The organism is Streptomyces sp. NPDC021749, assembly GCF_040640655.1.
GTDB lineage: Bacteria > Actinomycetota > Actinomycetes > Streptomycetales > Streptomycetaceae > Streptomyces.
Window position 1 is genome coordinate 82,413 of sequence record NZ_JBFACE010000023.1, and the last position, 21,597, is coordinate 104,009.

The window sequence follows — 21,597 nt, forward strand, 5'->3', positions numbered from 1 at the left end:
CACCGTCCGCGCTGCTGACGCCGGGTCGGCGACTCAGCGTAGCGGCAGATGATCTCCGTACGGAGGCGGGCCCCGTCGGTAGGACAGGCGGCGGAGAACCTTCCAGCGGAAGGGGCGACCCTCACGGAACGTGACGGGGTGGGGCCGGAACGTCTCCGGGGCCTTGAGTTGATCTCCGTATGGGTTACCGGTTCCCTGATCCGGGGTGAAGACAGGCAGTATGGGGGCGTGACCCTCATCGATCATCTGCCGAACGACGCCGACCCCGATGCCCTCTTCGAAGCCTTTTCGGGCTGGGCCGAGCAGCAGGGGATCTCGCTCTACCCCGCCCAGGAGGAGGCGCTGATCGAGGTGGTCTCGGGGGCGAACGTGATCCTGTCCACCCCCACCGGCTCCGGGAAGAGCATGGTGGCGGCCGGCGCGCACTTCACCGCCCTCGCCCATGATCAGGTCACCTTCTACACCGCCCCGATCAAGGCGCTGGTGTCGGAGAAGTTCTTCGACCTGTGCAAGCTCTTCGGTACCGAGAACGTCGGCATGCTCACCGGCGATGCCTCGGTGAACGCCGATGCCCCGGTCATCTGCTGCACTGCCGAGGTCCTCGCCTCGATAGCGCTTCGGGACGGGAAGGACGCCGACATCGGCCAGGTCGTGATGGACGAGTTCCATTTCTATGCCGAGCCGGACCGTGGCTGGGCCTGGCAGATTCCGCTGCTCGAACTGCCGCAGGCGCAGTTCGTGCTGATGTCGGCGACGCTCGGCGACATGTCGCGGTTCGAGGAGGACCTCACCCGCCGCACCGGGCGGCCGACGTCGGTGGTGCGCTCGGCGACCCGGCCGGTGCCGCTGTCGTACGAGTACCGCACCACCGCCCTGACGGAGACGCTCACCGAGCTGCTGGAGACCCGCCAGTCCCCCGTCTACATCGTGCACTTCACGCAGGCCGCCGCCGTGGAGCGGGCGCAGGCGCTGATGAGCATCAATATGTGCACCCGGGCGGAGAAGGACCAGATCGCCGAGCTGATCGGCAACTTCCGCTTCACCACGAAGTTCGGCAAGAACCTGTCGCGGTACGTGCGCCACGGCATCGGCGTCCACCACGCCGGGATGCTGCCGAAATACCGCCGGCTGGTGGAGAAGCTCGCCCAGGCCGGTCTGCTGAAGGTCATCTGCGGGACGGACACCCTCGGCGTCGGCGTCAACGTCCCCATCCGGACGGTGCTGTTCACCGCCCTGACCAAGTACGACGGGTCGCGGGTGCGCACGCTGCGGGCGCGGGAGTTCCACCAGATCGCGGGCCGGGCCGGCCGGGCCGGCTTCGACACCGCCGGCTTCGTCGTGGCGCAGGCGCCCGAGCATGTCGTGGAGAACGAGAAGGCACTGGCGAAAGCGGGTGACGATCCGAAGAAGCGGCGGAAGGTGGTCCGCAAGAAGGCGCCGGAGGGCTTCGTCAACTGGGGCGAGAACACCTTCGAGAAGCTGATCGCGTCCGATCCGGAGCCGCTGACCTCGCGTTTCCGGGTGACCCACGCGATGCTGCTGTCGGTGATCGCCCGCCCGGGCAATGCCTTCGAGGGGATGCGCAAGCTGCTGGAGGACAACCACGAGCCGCGCAAGAACCAGCTGCGGCACATCCGGCGGGCCATCGCGATCTACCGGTCGCTGCTGGACGGCGGGATCGTCGAGCGGTTGGACGAGCCGGACGCGGAGGGCCGGATCGTCCGGCTGACCGTGGACCTGCAGCAGGACTTCGCGCTCAACCAGCCGCTGTCGACGTTCGCGCTGGCCGCCTTCGACCTGCTCGACCCGGAGTCGCCGTCCTACGCGCTGGACATGGTGTCGGTCGTGGAGTCCACGCTGGACGATCCGCGGCAGATCCTGGCCGCGCAGCAGAACAAGGCCCGCGGCGAGGCGGTGGCCCAGATGAAGGCCGACGGCGTCGAGTACGAAGAGCGCATGGAACGGCTCATGGACGTCGAGTACCCCAAGCCGCTGGAGGAGCTGCTCTTCCACGCCTACGGGCTGTACCGCAAGAGCCACCCCTGGGTGGGCGACCACCCGCTGTCGCCGAAGTCGGTCATCCGCGACATGTACGAACGCGCCATGACCTTCACGGAGTTCACCTCCTTCTACGAGCTGGCGCGCACCGAGGGCATCGTGCTGCGGTACCTCGCGAGTGCTTTCAAGGCGCTGGACCACACCGTGCCGGACGATCTGAAGTCGGAGGACTTCCAGGACATCATCGCCTGGCTGGGCGAGATGGTGCGGCAGGTGGACTCCAGCCTGCTGGACGAGTGGGAGCAGCTGGCCAACCCGGAGGAGGAGACGGCGGAGCAGGCCCAGGAGCGGGCGGATCAGGTCCGGCCGGTCACGGCCAACGCGCGGGCCTTCCGGGTGCTGGTGCGCAATGCGATGTTCCGTCGCGTGGAGCTGGCTGCGCTGGACAAGGTGGAGGAACTCGGCGAGATGGACGCCGAGTCCGGCTGGGACGCGGACGCCTGGGGCGAGGCGATGGACGCCTACTGGGAGGAGTACGAGGAGCTGGGCACCGGCCCGGATGCGCGCGGCCCGAAACTCCTGCAGATCGAGGAGGACGCCGAGCACGGGCTGTGGAAGGTGCGGCAGACTTTCGCCGACCCGAACGGCGATCACGACTGGGGCATCTCCGCGGAGGTGGATCTGGCCGCCTCGGACGAGGAGGGGCGTGCGGTCGTGCGGGTCACGGAGGTGGGTCAGTTGTGAGGCGACGGCTTCGCCCGAGGCCGCCGGGGCATGCGAGGGAGGGCCATCGGTCATGACCAATCCTGCGGAGAGGCTCGTCGACCTGCTGGATCTCGAACGGATCGAGGTGAACATCTTCCGCGGCCGCAGTCCGCAGGAGAGCCTCCAGCGGGTCTTCGGCGGACAGGTCGCCGGGCAGGCGCTGGTCGCCGCCGGGCGGACCACCGACGGTGACCGCCCGGTGCACTCGCTCCATGCGTATTTCCTGCGCCCGGGCCGGCCGGGGGTGCCGATCGTGTACCAGGTCGAGCGGGTGCGTGACGGACGTTCCTTCACCACGCGCCGGGTGGTCGCGGTCCAAGAGGGACGCACGATCTTCAATCTGACCGCCTCCTTCCACAAGCCGGAGCCCGGCTTCGAACATCAATTGCCGATGCGCCGTGCGGTGCCCGACCCGGAGGACCTCCCGACGGTCGTGGAGGAGGTCCGTGAGCATCTGGGCGGGCTGCCCGAGGCGCTGGAGCGAATGGCCCGCAGACAGCCGTTCGACATCCGGTATGTCGACCGGCTGCGCTGGACGCCGGACGAGATCGAGGACGCGGAGCCGCGCAGCGCGGTGTGGATGCGGGCGGTCGGGCCGCTGGGCGACGATCCGCTCGTCCACACCTGCGCGCTGACCTACGCCAGCGATATGACGCTGCTGGACGCGGTCCGCATCCCGATCGAGCCGCTCTGGGGTCCGCGTGGCTTCGACATGGCCTCGCTGGACCATGCGATGTGGTTCCACCGTCCGTTCCGAGCGGACGAGTGGTTCCTCTACGACCAGGAGTCCCCGATCGCCACCGGCGGCCGTGGCCTGGCCCGCGGGCGGATCTACGACCGGGAGGGCAGGCTGCTGGTCTCGGTCGTCCAGGAGGGGCTGTTCCGGAAGCTCGGTGACTGACCCGGCCGGACGGTCGGCTCCACGGGGGACATCCGGCGGACCCGTCCGGGATCTTCTCTGCGGGCCTCTTCGAGAGCTCGGGCGAGGTGCACGCGGTACCAGAGGACCTCGTCGAACTCGTCGGCCGTCAGGACCCGTTCGTAGGCGTCCCGGGCCGCCGGGGTGGCGGTGATCACGGTCGCCAGGGCCGGCCGGAGCCGGCGCAGCGAGGACCGCTCCAGAGGGTTGCCAACCACCGAGGCCAGCTCCTCCGGGGGCAGTACGGCGGCGATCACCGCGGCCGACTCCCAGGGGTCGCGGGTCTGCTGCATGAGCTGCGCGACCCGGCGGCTGCGCCACTGGCGGGCCCGCCAGTCCTGTCCGCTGTCGAGCATCACCCGCATCGCCGCCGGGGTGTTGCCCCGGAGCAGGTCGGGTTCGCGGTCGGCGAAGGCGGTGACCTCCGCCGCGAGATAGAGCCAGACCACGGCGCCGTAGCGGTTCACGTAGAACCGGACGGGTGCGAAGCAGCCGGCGCGGGTCAGGCGGAGCACGCGGCCCGGTCCGACGCCCATCAGCCGCGCGGCCTCGGTCGTGCCGACCGTGCGGATGCGCTCGCGGAGGGCTTCCGGGAAGCCGGGCTCGGTCTGGAGCCGGGCGATCTCCTCCGCCGGGACCCGGCGCCCGCCGAGGACTCCGGCGCCCGGTGGGCGGTCGGCGCCGCCGGGCGGCACCGTACGCACTTCTCCGAGCTGGACGGCGAGCTCGAACTCGCCGCTGCGCAGCTCCAGTTCATGGGCGGCTCGGCCCTTCGGGAGGGTCTGCTGCCCGTCACACATCACTGTCATGTCGTTCCCCCGCAACTCGGTCGGTCAGTGCCGATCACTGACAGTCACGACCATAGCCGCAGGCGGTGACAGTGCGTCAACCTCAGCCTCAGGCCTGTGGATAACTCTCCGGCTGACGCACCGCGACGCCCAGGTGCTCACCGACGCGATTAACCAACAGCGACATCTCGTAGGCGATCTGCCCCAGGTCGGCGTCCGCGCCGGCCAGCACGCACAGGCAACTGCCGTCCCCCGCCGCCGTCACGAACAGCACCCCGTCGTCGAACTCGACCATGGTCTGCCGGACCTGCCCGCCGCGGAAGTGCAGCGCCGATCCCTTCGCGAGGCTGTGCAGTCCCGAGGCGACCGCCGCGAGATGCTCGGCGTCCTCCCGCCCCAGCCCCTCGCTCGCGCCGGTCACCAGCCCGTCGTTGGAGAGCACCAACGCGTGCCGTACCTTCTCCACCCGCTTGGTCAAGTCGTCCAGCAGCCAGTCGAGTCCGCTGCTCAATGCCATGTGACGCTTCCTCCCCGTGTCGCCGGCCGCGGTCCTGGCCGGACGGCAGCCCATGGTCCCTCCGCGGACTGCCGTGCCAGCCTGTCCCACCTCCGCCGTCTCGGCAAGCGGCCCCGCGGCCCGGCGTGCCACGCGGCGCCCGCACCGACCCGCGGAGAGGATGTCGGCATGGCACACAAGATGACGAAGGACGAGTGGCGCAGGTTCCTCTCCGAGGGCACCCGGACCGGAAAACTCGCGACCGTACGGGCGGACGGCAGCCCGCACATCGCCCCGATCTGGTTCCTCGTGGACGGTGACGAGTTGGTGTTCAACACCGGTGCGGACACGGTCAAGTGCCGCAATCTGTCCCGCGACGGCCGGCTCGCGCTGTGCGTCGACGACGACCGGCCGCCGTTCTCGTTCGTGACCGTGCAGGGTGCGGCGGAGATCAGCGACGAGCTGTCCGACGTACGCCACTGGGCGACCCGGATCGCGGCCCGTTACATGGGCGAGGACCGCGCGGAGGAATACGGCGCGCGCAACGGCGTGCCGGGCGAGGTGGTGGTGCGGGTCAGGATCGACAAGGTCATCGGCCTCGCGGCGGTCGCGGACTGACCCGGTGCGCGGCGCGGGCCGTCCGGTGTCCGCGCCCCGCCCGTCCGCGGGTCATCCCACCGGGGCCGGTGTCCGGGGGGAGTGTCGCCGGCCGGCGTGCTCGACGAGCCGGACCAGCACCTCCTTGCCGGAGTCGCGGTCCCGAGCGTCACAGAGGACGACCGGGGTGCCGCGGTCCAGGTCCAGCGCACGGGCCACCTCGTCCGCCCCGTAGGACCGGGCGTCCGCGAAGCAGTTGACGGCGACCAGGAACGGGATCGCGCGGCGCTCGAAGTAGTCGACCGCCGGGAAGCAGTCCTGCAGCCGGCGGGTGTCGGCGAGGACCACGGCGCCCAGTGCGCCCTCGGAGAGGTCGTCCCACAAGAACCAGAAGCGGTCCTGTCCCGGGGTGCCGAAGAGGTAGAGGGAGAGCCCCTCCCGGATGGTGATGCGGCCGAAGTCCATCGCCACGGTGGTGGTGGCCTTGGTGTCCACTCCCCCGGTGTCGTCCACCCCCTCCCCCGCCTCGCTGAGTCCTTCCTCGGTGCGCAGCGGGCGGATCTCGCTGACCGAGCCCACCAGGGTGGTCTTGCCCACCCCGAAACCGCCCGCGACTAAGATCTTCAGGGCCAGTTCGGGGCCGGGGTCCGGGGCTGCGCCCTCCGGGGCCCCTGGTGCGGCGTTCATCGGCCGTCTCCTTAAGGGATGGGGGTCCTGCGCGTCACGGGGAATGCGGATGCACGGCTCGGCGAGGGGAGCCTTCGGCGGCAGAGCGCCGTCCGAAATCCATGGCGAGGACCGTACCGCCCGCTGATGGGGCTGTCCCCGAATTTGCCAAAGCCGCTCAGTCTTGTGATCAGGAAGCCCGGCGGCCTCCGGATTCGTGATAGACGAACCGGGCGGCCACTGCGGGGGCGGTGCGGGATCATGGCCGTATGACGCAGCAGCAGTCGGAGGAGCGGACCGTACCGTCCGCCGCGGGGGACGTCCTTGCCGGTGCCGTCGAACGCCATGGTATCGATCCGGTGCCGGACGCCGAGCGGCACGGCAGGCCCCGGTCGTTGTTCTGGCCCTGGGCCGCTTCCGGGCTCTCCCTGTTGTGCATCGCCTACGGCGTCTACCTCATGGGCCTCGGCCTCAGTCCCTGGCAGGCGATCGCCTCCGGGGCGCTCGGCTATGTGCTCTCGTTCCTCCTGGTCGGACTGATCTCGATAGCCGGGGCGCGTACCGGCGCGCCCACCATGGCCATCGGCCGGGCCTCCTTCGGGCTGCAGGGCAACAAGCTGCCCACGCTGTTCAGCTACGTCTCCAACGTCGGCTGGGAGACCGTCCTGGTGGCGCTGTCCTCGCTGGGCGGCGCGGCGATCCTGGCGCGCGTCGCACCCGGTGTCTTCGCCCGGGCCGACGCACGGACGCCGACAACTACGGCGCAGGCGCTGTGCTTTGCGGTGACCGCCGTGGTGGTCGTGGTCGTCGGCATCTACGGGCACGCGCTGATCATGCGGGTGCAGAAGTACCTGACGGCCGCGATCACCGTGCTGACCGTGGTGTACCTGGTGCTGATGGCCGACCGCATCGACCTGTCCGCACTCGGGGACGGCCGGGTGGGGAGCTTCGGCACGTTCGTCGGGGGCGTCGTGTTCGCGATGACGCTGCTGGGTCTCGGCTGGGTCAACTGCGGTGCGGATTACAGCCGTTATCTGCCGCGGGCGAGCAGCGGCCGGGCGATCGCGGGGTGGACCACGCTCGGCGGGGTGCTGCCGCCGCTGGTGCTGCTGGTCTTCGGGGTGGTGCTGGACGCCGGGGATCCGAAGCTGGCCGGGGCGGCGGCCGCCGACCCGGTGGGAGCGCTCGCGGCCGCGTTGCCCACCTGGTTCCTGGTGCCCTATCTGCTCACCGCCATCGGGGGCTTCGCCTCCGGGGCGATCATGGACATCTACAGCTCGGGCATGTCGATGCTGGCCCTGGGCATTCCGATCCGGCGGCATCTCGCCGTAGTGGTGGACGGCGTGCTGATGGCCGTCGGCGGCTGGTACGTGCTGTTCGTTTCGCCCAGTTTCTTCGCGACCTTCCAGGCGTTCCTGGCCGTCATCGGGGTGGCGATGTCCGCCTGGTCGGCGGTGTTCCTGGTGGAGCAGTGGCGTCGCCGCCGCACCGGTTTCGACCTGGTGCGGGTGGCGGCCCTGGGCCGGCCGGCCGTGTTCTCGCTCGTCGTGGGCACCGTCGTCGGGCTGGGCCTGATCACCTCCGCCGATCCGCACCTCGCCGGGCTGGTGGGCTTTCTGCTCACCGACGACGCCGCGCGGGGGCCGCTGGGCGCGATGAACCTCGGCGTCGTGGTGGCCCTTCCCGTCGCCGGCGCGCTGTACGCCTGCACGGCGTCGCTCGGCACCCGTCGTCACACCTCTGGAGGAGACCGATGACCGACCACCACGGTGAGCGGCCGCACGAGGTGCGGGCGTTCTTCGCGCCGCGCGCCGCCGACTGGGACACCAAGTTCCCCGACGACGGCCCCGCCTATGCCGCCGCTGTCGCCGAACTGGGGCTACGAGGGGGCGAAACGGTCCTGGACGCCGGCTGCGGCACCGGACGGGCGCTGCCCGCGCTGCGGGAGGCCGTGGGGCCGCAGGGGACGGTGCTGGGGGCCGATCTGACGCCCGAGATGCTGACGGCCGCGGTACGGGCCGGACGGGACCACTGCGCGCCGCTGCTGCTCGCGGACGTGACCCGGCTGCCGCTGCCGGACGGGGCACTGGACGCGGTCTTCGCCGCCGGGCTCATCTCCCATCTGCCGGATCCGGAGGCGGGGTTCACCGAGCTGGCCAGGGTCGTGCGTCCCGGTGGCCGGCTCGCGCTCTTCCATCCCATCGGGCGGGCCGCCCTCGCCGCGCGCAAGGGACGGGCCGTCACACCCGACGACCTGAGGGCGGAGCCGAATCTCCGGCCTCTGCTGGCCCGCTGCGGCTGGGAGCTGATCCGGTACGAGGACCGGGACGCGCGCTATCTGGCGTTGGCGGTCCGCCAGGATTGAGGTGCGCCCCGGCCCGCGGGAGCCGGGTCAGGAGGTCACCGGGTCCTCCCCGTGCGGGACCGGGCAGCCGCCGAGGCGCCGGGAGGCCGGGAAGGTGCCGAGTTCGGCCACCCGGTAGCCGTTCGGGTAGCCCTTGATCTCGGGGTTCTGCCGCGCGTAGTGCGGGGTGCGGCGGGGCGGCAGCAGCCGGACGGCCTTCGCGCGCAGCTTCAGGGCGCCGCGCACCGTCTTCTGCAGGGCCGGGGCGGGCCGGTCGTACCGGAAGGCGTCCAGCAGCGAGTCGTCCAGGAGGGCCATGCTCGCGCGGCGCACCATCGGGGCGAGCGGGCCGTACCAGCCGGCCATCAGGTCCAAGGTGGCGTCGGAGACCCGTCGTGCGCCCTCGTCCCAGCCGAAGTGCGCCGCTTCGTAGGCGTCGAGGTACTGCTCGAAGTCCTCGTAGGTCTGCGGGAGTTCGGGGATGCCCATGTGGCGCCCGAGGGTGCGGTAGTAGGCGGCGACGGCGCGCTGTTCGTGCGGGGTCAGCCGCCGCCAGCCGTAGGCGTCGAGCCAGCGCTTGGGCATCACCACGAAGGTGCACAGGACATAGCGCATGTCCTCGTCGGAGATGTCGTAGCCGCGGTGCATCTGGTTGATGCGCCGGATGGCCGTCCGGCCGTCCTCGCCGTCGAAGCCGTGCTCCACTATGGCGTCCAGGAGGAGGGCGGTGTCGTCGTAGCGCTTCTGCGTACGGTCGGTCAGTTCGGCGGTCTCGGCGAGCAGCCGGCCGATGCTCGGTACGGCGTACGTGCGGTAGAGGGCCAGTTCCAGGGCCCGGGTGACGTCCCAGGGGAACTCGTGGGTGGCGATGATGCGGTAGATCGTCAAGAAGTCGCGCTCGGGGTCGAGCCTGCGGATCTCCTTCAGCCAGTCGTAGCGCCGCACCTGACAACCGTCCTTCCCTCGCCGGAGCGCCCAGTCTAGGAGCGGGCCCGGCGGCCCGGCAGACCGGGCACACCACGTGATCCGGACACTGTAGGAAGGCATAAGCGCAGCGTAGGAGTGGTGACAAGGCCCCGACGGGGCAATTAAGGTGCGCCGACGTACTCCGCAAAGGATGGGGAAGGGGAGGTCCGCGTGCCCACGACCGAGAGCGCCGACAACGACCAGTTGTTCGTGCTGACGGCGGTGCTGCTGACGCCCGGGCAGTTCCCGAGCGTGCTCGGCGACGACTACCCCGAGGTGTGCGCGGGCCTCGGGCTGGAGCCGTACGCCGAGGGCTACGGACTGGTCCTCGGGCAGGACGGCGGCGGCGCCCGCTGGACCGTGGTGACCGAGGACGTCTCGCTGGTCGCCTGTGCCATCGCGGCGTGGGACTGCGGGATGGAGTACGACCTCTCGCCCGGGGAGAGCAGCATCGTCGCGGCGCTTCCGGGCTGGCCGCTGGCGCTCGCCGTGTCTGCGCCGGGGGTGCCGGCGCCGCATGATCCGGAGCGGCAGGAGGGTGAGCCGGCGCCGCTCTGCCCGCCGGACGCGGAGGCCTGGGGGCCGGCCCAACGGCGGCTGGGTGCGGACGAGATCGCGCTGCAGTGGGCGATGTGGCGTGAGCAGGTGGACGGTGAGGTGACGTTCGCGGAACCGGGGGACGAGGCGCACGAGGGGGTGCGCCGGGTGCTGAAGGAGGCCCGCGGCTATCTGGCGGAGCCACCGCCGCCCGGGCGGGTGCGGTCGTCGTTCGCGGCGGGTGAGGCGCGCACGCTGCGGGTCGACGGGCCGGGCTGGAGCATGGTGGCCCGTACCGACGACATCGCGTTCGTGCTGCTGGACGAGGAGCCCGGCGAGGTGCATCCGGTGGGCCGGGGACCCGAACTGCCCGGGCTGCTCTCCTCGCTGGACGAGCTGGCGGCCCGGCCGGTCTGAGCCGGCGCCCTTCCGCCCGGCCGGCCACCGGGCCGAGCCGCCGGCCGGTCCGGGCTGCGGGCATGCCGGCTCACGGCGTCCCGCGTGCCCGCGTGCCCGCGTCCCCGCGTCAGCGTCCCAGCTGTTTGCGGCCGACCTTGCGGAGGCGGCGGCGCTGGGAGGAGTCGAGGGCCAGATATGCGACGGCCGGGACCCCGACCATGACCAAGAGGGCCGCCCAGAAGGGCAGCAGCCACAGCAGGACCACTCCCACCGCGACGCCGCCGATCGCGACCTTCGCCTGTGTGGACATCCTTCACGCCCCTTCCGCGGCCGGTGCCGCGCTCTGTCGTACTCCATTGAACGCCGATTTCGCGCCGCGGGTTCCCTCCGGCCCCGCCCGGGTTGCCGGGAGCGGCCGGACGCCGCCCAGAGGTGCGCGCGTTCCTCGTTCGGGTCCGGCGTCCGGTACCCTCGGGCGCTCCAGGCGCCAGTAGTCAAACTTGAGGAGTTCGGGATCCCGTGACATTCACGCGTGCGGTCACCCCCGCTCAGTTCTCCGGGCTCGCCCGCTGTCCGGCGGTGTTCCTGCCGTCGGCCCCACCCCGGGCCGGCCGTATCGCCTTCTGGCGTCCCGATGGTGAGCCGGTGGTATCGGCCCCCACCGAGGGGGGCACGCCGGACGGGAGCGGGCCCGTGGTGGAGCGGCTGGGCGTCGCACTGCCGGAAGAAGACGGCGGGGTCCAGGTCGGCGAGGTGCCGGCGCTGGTGCTGCCGGTGGCCGACGCGGTGCCCGTCCTCACCCGGTTGCGGGCCGGCCGGACCACCCATCCGGCGGCCGCCTTCTGGGGCGCCGCGGCGGTCCTCGCGCTCCAGCTGGCCGCCCGCGGCCGGCTGCTGCCGGGCGTCAGCCCCGAGGGCTACGACGCCTGGCGGATCGGCCCGCTCGACGCGGCGGACATCGAGCGGCTGCGGGAACTCGCCGCCGCGATGCCGCCGTACGCGCACGCCGCCCCGCTGCCGGGAACGGACCCGGTGGAGCTGCCCGAGCCGGAGCGGCACCTACGGGCGTTCCTCGACGCGGTGGCGGACGGTCTGCCGCGCTCCCCCGCCGCGGCGCTGGCCACCGGGGCGCCGGCCTTCGCGGCGGCCGCGCCGCAGCACATCCCCGAACAGCGGGACTGGGCCGCGGACGTCGCCGCCGGCCATGACGCGGGCGTACGGATCTCCTTGCGGGTGGAGGTGCACGGCCTGGAGGCGGACGCGGCGGTGGGCGTTCCCCTGGACAGAGCCGTGGACGTTCCGGTGGACGGTGCCGTGGACGTTCCGATGGACGGTGCCGCCCCGGCCGCCCCCGAGAGCGAGGTGGCCTTCCGCGCGGTCCTCCAGGTGCACAGCCTCACCGATCCTGCCCTGGTGGCGGATGCCGCCGAGGTGTGGGCGGGGGCGTCGACGGCGGGGCAGGCGTTCGGTCCGCGGGCGCGGATGGACACCCTGCGCACGCTGCGCCGGGCGGCCGAGGTCTGGGCGCCGCTCGGTCCGCTGCTGTCGGCGGCGGTGCCCGGCGCGCTGGATCTCGCCGACGAGGAGGTCGCCGAACTGCTCGGCCCGGCCTCCCGGGCGCTGGCCGCGGCCGGGGTGCAGGTGCACTGGCCGAAGCAGCTGGCGCGCTCGCTGACCAGCCGCGCCGTGGTGGGGCCGCCCGATCCCGAAGGCCCCGTGGACGGACGGGAGTCCGGGCCGCCCTCCTTGCTGTCCGCGGACGCCCTGCTCTCCTTCAGCTGGCGGTTCGCGGTGGGCGGCCAGGAGGTGGACCGGGCCGAGCTGGACCGGCTGGCCGAGGCGGGTCGGCCGCTGGTGCGGCTGCGCGACCGGTGGGTGCTGATCGACCCGGAGGCCGTGCGGGCCGCCCGGGACCGGCGGGACCGCAAGGTCTCCCCGCTGGACGCGCTCGGTGCCGCGCTCGCCGGGAGCGCCGAGGACGGCGACGGCGGCCGGGTAGCGGTGCAGGCCACCGGGTGGCTGGCCGGGCTGCGCGACCGGCTCGCGGACCCGGAGGGCACCGGCACCGGCACCGTCGCCCAGCCACCCGCGCTCCGCGCGACGTTGCGCGACTATCAGCTGCGCGGTCTGGGCTGGCTGCACCGGATGACGTCGCTGGGGCTGGGCGCCTGTCTCGCCGACGACATGGGGCTGGGCAAGACGATCACCCTCATCGCGCTGCATCTGCACCGGCAGACCGACCCCGCGTCGGCCGGCCCGACGCTGGTGGTGTGCCCGACGTCGCTGATGGGCAACTGGCAGCGGGAGATCGAGAAGTTCGCGCCGGGCACACCGGTGCGCCGCTTCCACGCCGGGCAGCGCAGTTTGGCGGACCTGGTGGACGGCGAGTTCGTCCTCACCACCTACGGGACGATGCGGCTGGACGCCGGGAAGCTGGCGGAGGTGGCGTGGGGGCTGGTCGTCGCGGACGAGGCGCAGCACGTCAAGAACCCGTTCTCGGTGACCGCCCGCGCCCTGCGGACCGTTCCGGGCCGGGCCCGGGTGGCGCTGTCCGGCACCCCGGTGGAGAACAACCTGACCGAGCTGTGGGCGATCCTGGACTGGACGACTCCCGGGCTGCTGGGGACGCTGGGGCGGTTCCGTACGCGGTATGCGCGGGCCGTCGAGGGCGGGCCGGCGGCGTCCCCCGAGGCGGGCGCGGCGGCCGACCGGCTGGCCCGGCTGGTGCGGCCGTTCCTGCTGCGCCGGCGCAAGTCCGATCCGGGCATCGCACCGGAACTCCCGCCCAAGACGGAGACCGACCGTGCGGTGGCGCTGACCACGGAGCAGGCCGGGCTGTACGAGGCGGTGGTGCGCGAGGGGCTCGACGAGATCGCCGGGACGGACGGGTTCGCCCGCCGCGGGCTGGTGGTCAAACTGCTCACCTCGCTCAAGCAGATCTGCAACCACCCCGCGCAGTTCCTCAAGGAGGAGCAGCCGCGCATCGGCGGACGCTCGGGGAAGGTCGAGCTGCTCGACGAGCTGCTGGACACGATCCTCGCCGAGGGGGCGAGCGTGCTGGTGTTCACCCAGTACGTACGGATGGCGCGGCTGCTGGAGGGGCATCTGGCGGCGCGCGGCGTACCGTCGCAACTCCTGCACGGCGGTACCCCGGTGGGCCGCCGGGAGGAGATGGTGCGCCGCTTCCAGGACGGCGAGGTCCCGGTGTTCCTGCTGTCGTTGAAGGCGGCGGGCACAGGACTGAACCTCACCCGCGCCGGCCATGTCGTGCACTTCGACCGCTGGTGGAACCCGGCCGTCGAGGCGCAGGCCACCGACCGCGCGTACCGCATCGGGCAGACCCGGCCGGTGCAGGTCCACCGCATGATCACGGAGGGCACGATCGAGGACCGGATCGCCGACCTGCTCTCCCGCAAACAGCAGTTGGCGGACGCGGTGCTCGGCGCCGGCGACGCCGCACTGACCGAACTCACCGACGCCGAGCTGGCGGACCTGGTGACCTTGCGAGGGGGCGAATGATGACCGGACGGGGCGAGGACGGCGACGGCACCTACGGGGGCGGCGCCTACGGGACAGGCACGCACGGGGACGGCACCCACGGGAACGGCACCCACGGGCAGGACACTCACGGGCACGGTCCGGACGCCGAGCGGACCTTCGCCGCCCTGCCGCCCGCCCGCGGCCGGGGCTTCGCCCGCACCTGGTGGGGGCAGGCGTGGCTCAAGGCGCTGGAGGACACCGCACTGGACGGGCAACAGCTGAAGCTGGGCCGGCGGCACGCCCGGGCCGGGGCGGTCGGTGCGGTGTCGGTGCGACCGGGCCGGCTGACCGCGGTCGTCCAGGACCGGGACCACACCCGGCACCGGTCGGACGTGCTGCTGCAGCAGCTGGACGACGCCGCGTGGGACCGCTTCCTGGACCTCGTCGCGGACCGGGCCGGGCACATCGCGGCGCTGCTCGACCGGGACATGCCGCCGGTGCTGGTGGAGGACGCGGCCGCGGCGGGCGTCGAACTGCTCCCGGGCATCGGTGACCTGGAGGCGGAGTGCAGCTGCGGGGCGTGGGACCACTGCGCGCATTCGGCGGCGCTGTGCTATCAGGTGGCGCGGTTGCTGGACCAGGACCCGTTCGTCCTGCTGCTGGTGCGCGGCCGCGGCGAGCCGGAGCTGCTCGGGGAGTTGCAGGCCCGCAGCGCGGCCCGGGCGGCCGGGCCCGCGACGGCCGGGGACCCGGTGGCGGGGCCCGGCGCGGGCCTACCGGCCGCCGAGGCGTACGCGGCACGCGACATCCTGCCGCCGCTGCCCGCGCCGCCCCCGCCGGTCGACGGGCCGGGCGCCGCGCCGGTGCTCGGCGGCGGCACCCCGCCCGCCCCGGGGGTGGACGTGGCGGCCCTGGAGTTCCTGATCGGCGATGCGGCGGCGCGCGCCCAGCGGTTGCTGGCGGAGGCGCTCTCCCCCTGGCATGCGGACACCCCGATGCCGCCCGGGCTGACGCCCGGTCAGGACGCGGTGCGGCTGGCGGCGGCCGGTCCGGACCGGGCCGTATCGGCGCGGCTGGCGGCCGGTTCGGGGCGGGACGCGCGCGGCCTGGCGCGGGCCGTACGGGCCTGGGAGCTGGGCGGCCCGGCGGGGCTGGCGGTGCTGGAGGAGGAGTGGGCCCCGGATCCGGCGGCGCTGGCCCGGGCGACCGACCGGCTCGCGGCCGCCTGGGACGACGACGGGCCCCGGCCCCGGCTGCGGGCCGGCGGCAACCGCTGGACGGTGCTCGGCGGCGCCGCCCAACTGCGGTACGGGCGCGACGGCCGCTGGTGGCCGTACCGCAAGGAAAGCGGGCAGTGGGTGCCGGCCGGCCCGGCCTCGGACGACCCGGCGGCGGCGCTGGCCGAGGCGTCGGCGGAGGCGTCGGCGGAGGGCTGATCCCCCGGGCGGCCGGGCACGCGCAGCGGCGCCCGGCCGCCCGAATCCGGTCATCCGGCTGCGCCGTGCCGCCGCGCGTGATTCGCTGAGGACGATCCCCCAACGCCAGGCACGTCGTCGCCCGCAGCAGGAGGACCAGTGACCGGGACGTCCCCGCCCCCACCACCGCATGCGCCGCACGACCCGCCGCCGCCGACGTCCGGCCGGGCGGGGCCCGTACCACGCCCCCCGGGCCCGTCGGACGACCGGCTCCCGTATCCGGACGAGCGTCTCCCGTACTACGAGGACCGCTCGCCGGGCCGGGGCGCGCTGCCGCCGCGCGCCTGGTACCCGTCCTCGGACGCGCCCCGGATCTCGCTGTACGGCACCTGGCGGTTCCGTCTCTCGCCGCGCGCCGACGCCGAGGACGAGGCGTTCGCCCGGCCGGACTTCGACGATACGGAGTGGCACGAGCTGAGGGTGCCCGGTACCTGGGTGCTCCAGGGTTTCGGCGCCCCCCTGTACACCAACACCGCCTATCCCTTTCCGGTGGATCCGCCGCGGGTGCCGGACGAGAACCCGACCGGTGACCACCGCCATGTCTTCGACCTGCCCGGGGGCTGGGGCGAGGGGCCGGCCGTGCTGCATTTCGGCGGGGTGGAGTCCTGCGCCCGGGTGTGGCTCAACGGACAGGAGCTCGGGCACTTCAAGGGCAGCCGGCTGCCGCACGAGTTCGAGGTGGGGCGGCTGCTGCGGCCGCACCGCAACGTCCTGGCGGTGCGGGTCCACCAGTGGTCGTCCGGCAGCTATCTGGAGGACCAGGATCAGTGGTGGCTGCCCGGAATCTTCCGGAACGTCTCGGTCCACCGGCGTCCGGAGGGCTCGGTCACCGACCACTTCGTGCATGCCGGCTTCGACCACCGTACGGGCCGGGGCACCCTGCGCGTGGAGTGCACACCGGCCGGGCGGGTGACCGTACCGGAGCTCGGGCTGGACCTGGCGACCGGGGAGAGCGCGACGGTGCCGGTGCAGCCCTGGACGGCGGAGGAACCCCGCTTGTACGCCGGGGAGTTGGTCACCGCCGGGGAGACCGTCCCGCTGCGGATCGGGTTCCGTACGGTGTGTGTCGAGGACGGGCTGCTGAAGGTCAACGGCCGCCGGATCCTGCTGCGCGGCGTCAACCGGCACGAATTCCATCCGCGGTACGGGCGCACCGTGGGCCCGAGGTGATGCGCCAGGACCTGCTGATGATGAAGCAGCACAACATCAACGCGGTCCGTACCAGCCACTATCCGCCGCACCCGGCGTTCCTGGACCTCTGCGACGAGCTGGGGCTGTGGGTCGTCGACGAGTGCGATCTGGAGACGCACGGGTTCGGGCAGCAGGACTGGCGGGACAATCCGGCCGACGACCCGCGCTGGGAGCCGGCGCTGCTGGACCGGGCCCGCCGGATGGTCGAGCGGGACAAGAACCACCCCGGCATCGTGCTGTGGTCGCTGGGCAACGAGTGCGGGACCGGCCGCGGGCTGTCCGCCATGGCCGCCTGGATGCGCGAGCGCGACCCGTCCCGTCCGCTGCACTACGAGGGCGACCGCAGCTGCGCCGACACCGACGTCTACTCCCGGATGTACGCCGATCACGCCGAGGTGTCGCGGATCGGGCGGCGCGTCGAGGGGCCGCTGGACGATCCCGCACTGGACGCCCGGCGCCGTCAACTCCCGTTCCTCCTCTGCGAGTACGCGCACGCGATGGGCAACGGGCCCGGCGGACTCGGCGAGTACCAGCGGCTGTTCGAGACGTACGAGCGCTGTCAGGGCGGCTTCGTGTGGGAGTGGATCGACCACGGGCTGCGGCAGCGGACGCCGGACGGCGAGGTGTACCACGCCTACGGCGGCGACTTCGGTGAGGAGCTGCACGACGGGAACTTCGTGTGCGACGGCCTGGTGCTGCCGGACCGGACGCCGTCGCCGGGGCTGGCCGAGGTGAAGAAGGTCGTCGAGCCGGTGCGGATCGAGGCCGGACCGGACGGTGACAACGGCAGGCAGACGGTCCGGATCACCAATCTCTACGACTTCTCGGGGCTCGGGCATCTTTCCTTCCTGTGGCGTTACGAGGTGGAGGGCAACCCGTGCGGCAGCGGGTGGCTGGAGATGTCCACGCCGCCGCCGGGCGGATCGGTCGCGACGGCGCTGCCGGACATGGCGGACGAGAGGGACGAGGGCCGGGAGGCCATGTGGACGGTGCGGGCCGTGCTGGCCGGGGACACCGCCTGGGCGCCGGCCGGGCACGAGGTCGCCTGGGGCCAGTTCCCGGCCGTACCGCGCCCGGCGTACGTGCCTCCGGTGCCCACCGCCAGCCCGCGCCGCGGCGAGGGCAATGTGATCGTGCTCGGGCCGGGCACGTTCGACGCCACCACCGGGACGCTGGGCTATCTGGACGGGGTGCGGATCGGCGGCCCCCGGCTGCACGTCTGGCGGGCGCCGACCGACAACGACGAGGCCGCACCCTGGCAGCCCGCGCCGCGGCCGGCCACCGAATGGCGCCGGCTCGGCCTGCACCGGATGCACCACCGTGTGGATGCCGTCGAACCGGACGGCCTCGCGCTGGTGGTGCGGACACGGGTGGCCGCGGCCGGCTCCCCGCTCGCGCTGCGCGCGGTCTACCGCTGGACGGCCCGACGCGACCTGCTGCGGCTGGAGTTGGCGGTCGATCCGGAAGGCGACTGGCCGGTTCCGCTGCCCCGGTTGGGGGTGCGGATGGCGGTGTGCGGGAGCCTGGGGCGGGCGGAGTGGTACGGCGGCGGGCCCGGGGAGGGCTATCCGGACACCCGGGCGGCCGCCCGCACCGGCCGCTGGTCGCTGGCGGTGGAGGAGTTGCAGACGCCCTACGTCCGGCCGCAGGAGAACGGTTCCCGGCCCGGGGTGCGCTGGCTACGGCTGACCCGCGCCGACGGTTCCGGCCTCCGGATCGAGGGGGACCCGGACTTCGCCTTCGCCGCCCGCCGCTGGTCCGACGAGGAGCTGACCGCGGCCGGGCACACCCCGGACCTGCGGCCGGGCGATCACCTGTGGCTGCATCTCGACCACGCGCAGCACGGCATCGGCAGCCAGTCGTGCGGGCCGGGCGTGCTGCCGCAGTACCAGTTGACGGCGGCCCCGGCGCGGTTCTCGTTCGTGTTCGCGTCGCTGCCCTGAGCGGGCCCGCGGCCTTGCCGTGAGGGGGCGGGCGTCGTCGCAGGCCGGGGGCGTTGTCAGTGGGCGGAGCTACGATCCGAAGGAGCTGGGAAACGGTCCGCCCGGCAGCACACCAGGAGGTTCGCACCATGGTCAGCACCGGCCCGACGCTCGCCGACGCCCTCGCCGCGGGGCCGGTGGTCCTCGACGGCGGGCTGTCCAACCAATTGGAGTCCGCCGGGCACGACCTGAGCGACGGGCTGTGGTCGGCCCGGCTGCTGGCCGAGGAGCCGGAGGCGGTGGTGCGGGCGCATCTGGCGTACTACGAGGCCGGGGCGCAGGTCGCGATCACCTCCAGCTACCAGGCGACGTTCGAGGGGTTCGCGCGGCGCGGCATCGGCGCGGGGGAGGCCGCGGAGCTGCTCGGGCGGAGCGTGGCGCTGGCCCGCGAGGCGGCCGGCCGGGCGCGGGCGGGCGGTGCCGACGGGCCGCTGTACGTGGCGGCTTCGGCGGGTCCGTACGGCGCGATGCTGGCGGACGGTTCCGAGTACCGCGGCCGTTACGGCCTGTCGGTGGCGGAGCTGGAGCGGTTCCACCGGCCGCGGCTGGAGGTGCTGGCGGCGGCCGGGCCCGATGTGCTGGCGCTGGAGACGGTGCCGGACGCCGACGAGGCCCGGGCGCTGCTGCGGGCGGTGCACGGGCTGGGCGTGCCGGCGTATCTGTCGTACAGCGTCGCCGGGGACACGACCCGTGCCGGGCAGCCGCTGGCGGAGGCGTTCGGCCTCGCGGCGGAGGCGGAGGAGGTGATCGCCGTGGGGGTGAACTGCTGCGCGCCGGACGACGCGGACCGGGCGGTGCCGCTGGCCGCGCGGATCACCGGCAAGCCGGTGGTGGTGTATCCGAACAGCGGGGAGCGCTGGGACGCCGAGGCGCGGACATGGTGCGGCATACCGGAGTTCAGCGCCGGCCGGGTCGCCGGCTGGGTCGCGGACGGCGCCCGGCTGATCGGCGGCTGCTGCCGGGTGGGGCCGGACGCCATCGCGGAGCTGGCGGCCGGCCTCGGCCACTGATGCCGGACGGTCAGGCGGTGCTCAGGACAGCGGCTTGGTGAGCTTCCGGGTGTTGCTGCGGTTGCCCATCAGGCTGCAGCTGACGGTCTTGATGCCGAGGTTGTAGCCCTTGAGGTTGGGGTACTGCACGTAGGTGCCCTCGGCGGTGCCGGCGGGCTGCCGGGACGCCTTGCGCTCCAGCTCGTCGCGGCAGAGCGACGACGCCTTGTCCTGGATGTCCGACACGCTGGTCAGGCCCGCGCCGAGGCGGTGCATGGCGACGACCTCGGCGTCGTGCGGGCTGTTGCAGGAGGCCTCGGTGTTGTTGCCGCGGCCGCTCGGGTCCAGGTCGTAGCAGTCGCCGACCTTCTGCAGGTAGAAGGGCACCGTGCCGGCGGAGGGCGAGGGCGTGCTGTCGGGGTCGCTGCTGGGCGAGGCGTAGGGGTCGTCGGAGGGCGTGGCGGAGGCGCTCTCGGACGGGGTGGCGGAGGCGCTCGCACTGGACGACGCCCGGGCGCGCTTGGTGCCGCCGTCGTCGCTGTTGGCCACCACGATGACGGTGATGACGGCGGCCAGCACGAGCGCGCCACCGCCGATGATGGCGGCGATGAGCTTGCCGTTGCCGCCGCCGTTGGGCGGGCCGGGCGGCTGCTGCCAGCCGCCGGGACCGCCCGGGCCGCCCGGTCCCGGTGGGCCGTAGCCGCCCGCGGGCGGGCCGAAGCCGCCGGGGGCCTGGTTGCCGCCCGCGGGCGGGCCGTAGCCACCGGAGCCGTATCCGCCCTGGCCGGCGGGGCCGTAGCCACCGGCCGGCGGTCCGAAACCGCCCGGGTTGTCGGGCGGCGGCTGGTTCGGGGGGTGCGGCTGGCCGGGCGGCGGAGGCGGAAAGCTCATAACGGAAATGATCGCTTCTTTACTGGGTTTCACGGGACGCGGTGACCAAGCTGGAACACTTCGGGGCTGAAATGTCCGTCCGCTGGGCACCGTTGGCGACAGGCAGCAAGCCACCCTACGGCCCGGAGGTTTCGCGTGTTCACCGACCTGCCCCTGGACGAACTGCGCACCTATCGCCCCCCGTTGCCCGAGCCGCCCGGATTTGACGCGTTCTGGGAGCGCACCCTCGCCGAGGCCCGCACCCATGACCTGGCCGCCCGGTTCACCGCACTCGACGCCGGACTTGCCCTGCTGCGCACCTACGACGTGGAGTTCTCCGGCTTCGGCGGGCACCGGATCCGCGGCTGGTTCCTGATCCCGCGGGCGGCCGCCGGTCCGCTGCCGTGCATCGTGCAGTACCTCGGTTACGGCGGCGGCCGGCTGCGGCCGCACGACTGGCTGCTGTGGCCCACGGCGGGGTACGCCACCCTGGTCATGGACGCCCGCGGCCAGAGCGGCCCGGACCGCCCCGGTGACACCCCCGACCCGGCCGGCTACCGCAACCCGGGCGTCCCCGGCCGGCTGACCCAGGGCCTGCTCGACCCCGACGACTACTACTACCGGCGGCTGTTCACCGATGCCGTACGGGCCGTGGAGACCGCGCGCGGCCACGACGAGGTGGACGCGGAGCGGATAGTGGTCGCCGGACACAGTCAGGGCGGGGCGCTCGCCCTGGCCATGACCGGCCTGGTCCCGGGGCTCGCCGGGGCGCTGATCGACGCGCCGTTCCTGACCCACATCCGCCGCGCGGTCGAGATCACCGACGCCGGACCGTACGGCGAGCTCGGCCGCTACTTCGCCGGTGCCCGGGGCCACGTCGGCACCGCCCTGGACACCCTGGACCACTTCGACGGGCTGAACTTCGCGGTCCGGGCCACCGCCCCGGCGCTCTTCGCGACCGCACTGCGCGACGACGTGGTCCCGCCGTCCACCGGCTTCGCCGCGTACCACCACTACACGGGCGAGAAGGAACTGACGGTGTGGCGCTTCAACGCCCACGAAACCGGCGGCACCGACCAGCGGACCGCCGAACTCGGCTTCGTCCAAAGGCTCTTCGGCTGATTCCGGCGAGCCG

Annotated in this window: 16 protein-coding genes and 1 pseudogene; 11 read left to right on the forward strand and 6 right to left on the reverse strand. The window is 73.2% G+C overall.

Annotation, left to right across the window (positions count from 1 at the left end; all coding sequences use genetic code 11):
• Positions 1–228: 228 nt before the first annotated feature.
• Together AB0G35_RS22625 and AB0G35_RS22630 are read left to right on the forward strand one after the other, a co-directional pair.
• Positions 229–2,742, forward strand: a complete 2,514-nt coding sequence (locus AB0G35_RS22625; RefSeq protein ID WP_360952242.1) for a DUF3516 domain-containing protein — start codon at positions 229–231, stop codon at positions 2,740–2,742.
• A 52-nt stretch (positions 2,743–2,794) separates the two neighbouring features.
• A complete protein-coding gene (locus AB0G35_RS22630; protein WP_360952245.1) occupies positions 2,795–3,664 on the forward strand; it encodes an acyl-CoA thioesterase II in 870 nt (289 codons plus the stop codon).
• On the opposite strand, the gene AB0G35_RS22635 is transcribed toward AB0G35_RS22630, so the two are convergent.
• Both AB0G35_RS22635 and AB0G35_RS22640 read right to left on the reverse strand, forming a co-directional pair.
• Entirely contained in the window at positions 3,595–4,491 is an 897-nt protein-coding gene (locus AB0G35_RS22635; RefSeq protein WP_360952248.1) for a DUF6397 family protein, read from the reverse strand. The genes AB0G35_RS22630 and AB0G35_RS22635 overlap by 70 nt on opposite strands.
• Before the next feature lie 88 nt (positions 4,492–4,579).
• Positions 4,580–4,987, reverse strand: coding sequence for a roadblock/LC7 domain-containing protein (locus AB0G35_RS22640; RefSeq protein ID WP_360952251.1), 408 nt, complete (start codon positions 4,985–4,987; stop codon positions 4,580–4,582).
• Positions 4,988–5,155: 168 nt separating this feature from the next.
• Between AB0G35_RS22640 and AB0G35_RS22645 the strand changes: the two genes are divergently transcribed.
• Positions 5,156–5,584 (forward strand): PPOX class F420-dependent oxidoreductase, encoded by a 429-nt coding sequence (locus AB0G35_RS22645; protein WP_360952254.1) that lies wholly within the window; start codon positions 5,156–5,158, stop codon positions 5,582–5,584.
• 51 nt (positions 5,585–5,635) lie between these two features.
• Here AB0G35_RS22645 and AB0G35_RS22650 read toward each other — a convergent pair whose 3' ends face one another.
• Positions 5,636–6,250, reverse strand: a complete 615-nt coding sequence (locus tag AB0G35_RS22650) for an ATP/GTP-binding protein (RefSeq protein ID WP_360952257.1) — start codon at positions 6,248–6,250, stop codon at positions 5,636–5,638.
• Positions 6,251–6,498: 248 nt separating this feature from the next.
• Between AB0G35_RS22650 and AB0G35_RS22655 the strand changes: the two genes are divergently transcribed.
• Entirely contained in the window at positions 6,499–7,986 is a 1,488-nt protein-coding gene (locus tag AB0G35_RS22655) for a cytosine permease (RefSeq protein WP_360952260.1), read from the forward strand.
• Positions 7,983–8,594: a methyltransferase domain-containing protein gene (locus tag AB0G35_RS22660; protein ID WP_360952263.1), complete on the forward strand. Its 612-nt coding sequence runs from the start codon at positions 7,983–7,985 to the stop codon at positions 8,592–8,594. Before AB0G35_RS22655 ends, AB0G35_RS22660 begins: the two co-directional genes overlap by 4 nt.
• A gap of 27 nt (positions 8,595–8,621) precedes the next feature.
• Here the strand turns inward: AB0G35_RS22660 and AB0G35_RS22665 are convergent, their stop codons facing one another.
• Positions 8,622–9,518 (reverse strand): oxygenase MpaB family protein, encoded by an 897-nt coding sequence (locus AB0G35_RS22665; protein ID WP_360952266.1) that lies wholly within the window; start codon positions 9,516–9,518, stop codon positions 8,622–8,624.
• A 192-nt stretch (positions 9,519–9,710) separates the two neighbouring features.
• Here AB0G35_RS22665 and AB0G35_RS22670 point away from each other — a divergent pair, with 192 nt between their 5' ends.
• Positions 9,711–10,493: a hypothetical protein gene (locus AB0G35_RS22670; RefSeq protein ID WP_360952269.1), complete on the forward strand. Its 783-nt coding sequence runs from the start codon at positions 9,711–9,713 to the stop codon at positions 10,491–10,493.
• 109 nt (positions 10,494–10,602) lie between these two features.
• On the opposite strand, the gene AB0G35_RS22675 is transcribed toward AB0G35_RS22670, so the two are convergent.
• Positions 10,603–10,785: a hypothetical protein gene (locus AB0G35_RS22675; RefSeq protein ID WP_360952272.1), complete on the reverse strand. Its 183-nt coding sequence runs from the start codon at positions 10,783–10,785 to the stop codon at positions 10,603–10,605.
• A gap of 209 nt (positions 10,786–10,994) precedes the next feature.
• Here AB0G35_RS22675 and AB0G35_RS22680 point away from each other — a divergent pair, with 209 nt between their 5' ends.
• The 4 genes and pseudogenes from AB0G35_RS22680 to mmuM all read left to right on the forward strand — a co-directional run bounded on the left by AB0G35_RS22680 (position 10,995) and on the right by mmuM (position 19,613).
• On the forward strand, positions 10,995–13,994 hold the full coding sequence (locus tag AB0G35_RS22680; protein WP_360952275.1) for a DEAD/DEAH box helicase: 3,000 nt from the start codon (positions 10,995–10,997) through the stop codon (positions 13,992–13,994).
• Positions 13,994–15,391, forward strand: coding sequence for an SWF or SNF family helicase (locus AB0G35_RS22685; protein ID WP_360952278.1), 1,398 nt, complete (start codon positions 13,994–13,996; stop codon positions 15,389–15,391). Before AB0G35_RS22680 ends, AB0G35_RS22685 begins: the two co-directional genes overlap by 1 nt.
• 309 nt (positions 15,392–15,700) lie before the next feature.
• A pseudogene (locus AB0G35_RS22690) lies at positions 15,701–18,564 on the forward strand (glycoside hydrolase family 2 TIM barrel-domain containing protein).
• 128 nt (positions 18,565–18,692) lie between these two features.
• On the forward strand, positions 18,693–19,613 hold the full coding sequence (gene mmuM / locus AB0G35_RS22695; RefSeq protein ID WP_360952281.1) for a homocysteine S-methyltransferase: 921 nt from the start codon (positions 18,693–18,695) through the stop codon (positions 19,611–19,613).
• Between the two features lie 21 nt (positions 19,614–19,634).
• On the opposite strand, the gene AB0G35_RS22700 is transcribed toward mmuM, so the two are convergent.
• The gene (locus AB0G35_RS22700; protein WP_360952284.1) at positions 19,635–20,483 is read right to left on the reverse strand and encodes a hypothetical protein; all 849 of its coding nucleotides are present in this window, start codon (positions 20,481–20,483) and stop codon (positions 19,635–19,637) included.
• Positions 20,484–20,618: 135 nt separating this feature from the next.
• Between AB0G35_RS22700 and AB0G35_RS22705 the strand changes: the two genes are divergently transcribed.
• Complete coding sequence (locus tag AB0G35_RS22705; protein WP_360952287.1) at positions 20,619–21,584, forward strand: acetylxylan esterase; 966 nt, start codon at positions 20,619–20,621, stop codon at positions 21,582–21,584.
• Positions 21,585–21,597 lie beyond the last annotated feature (13 nt).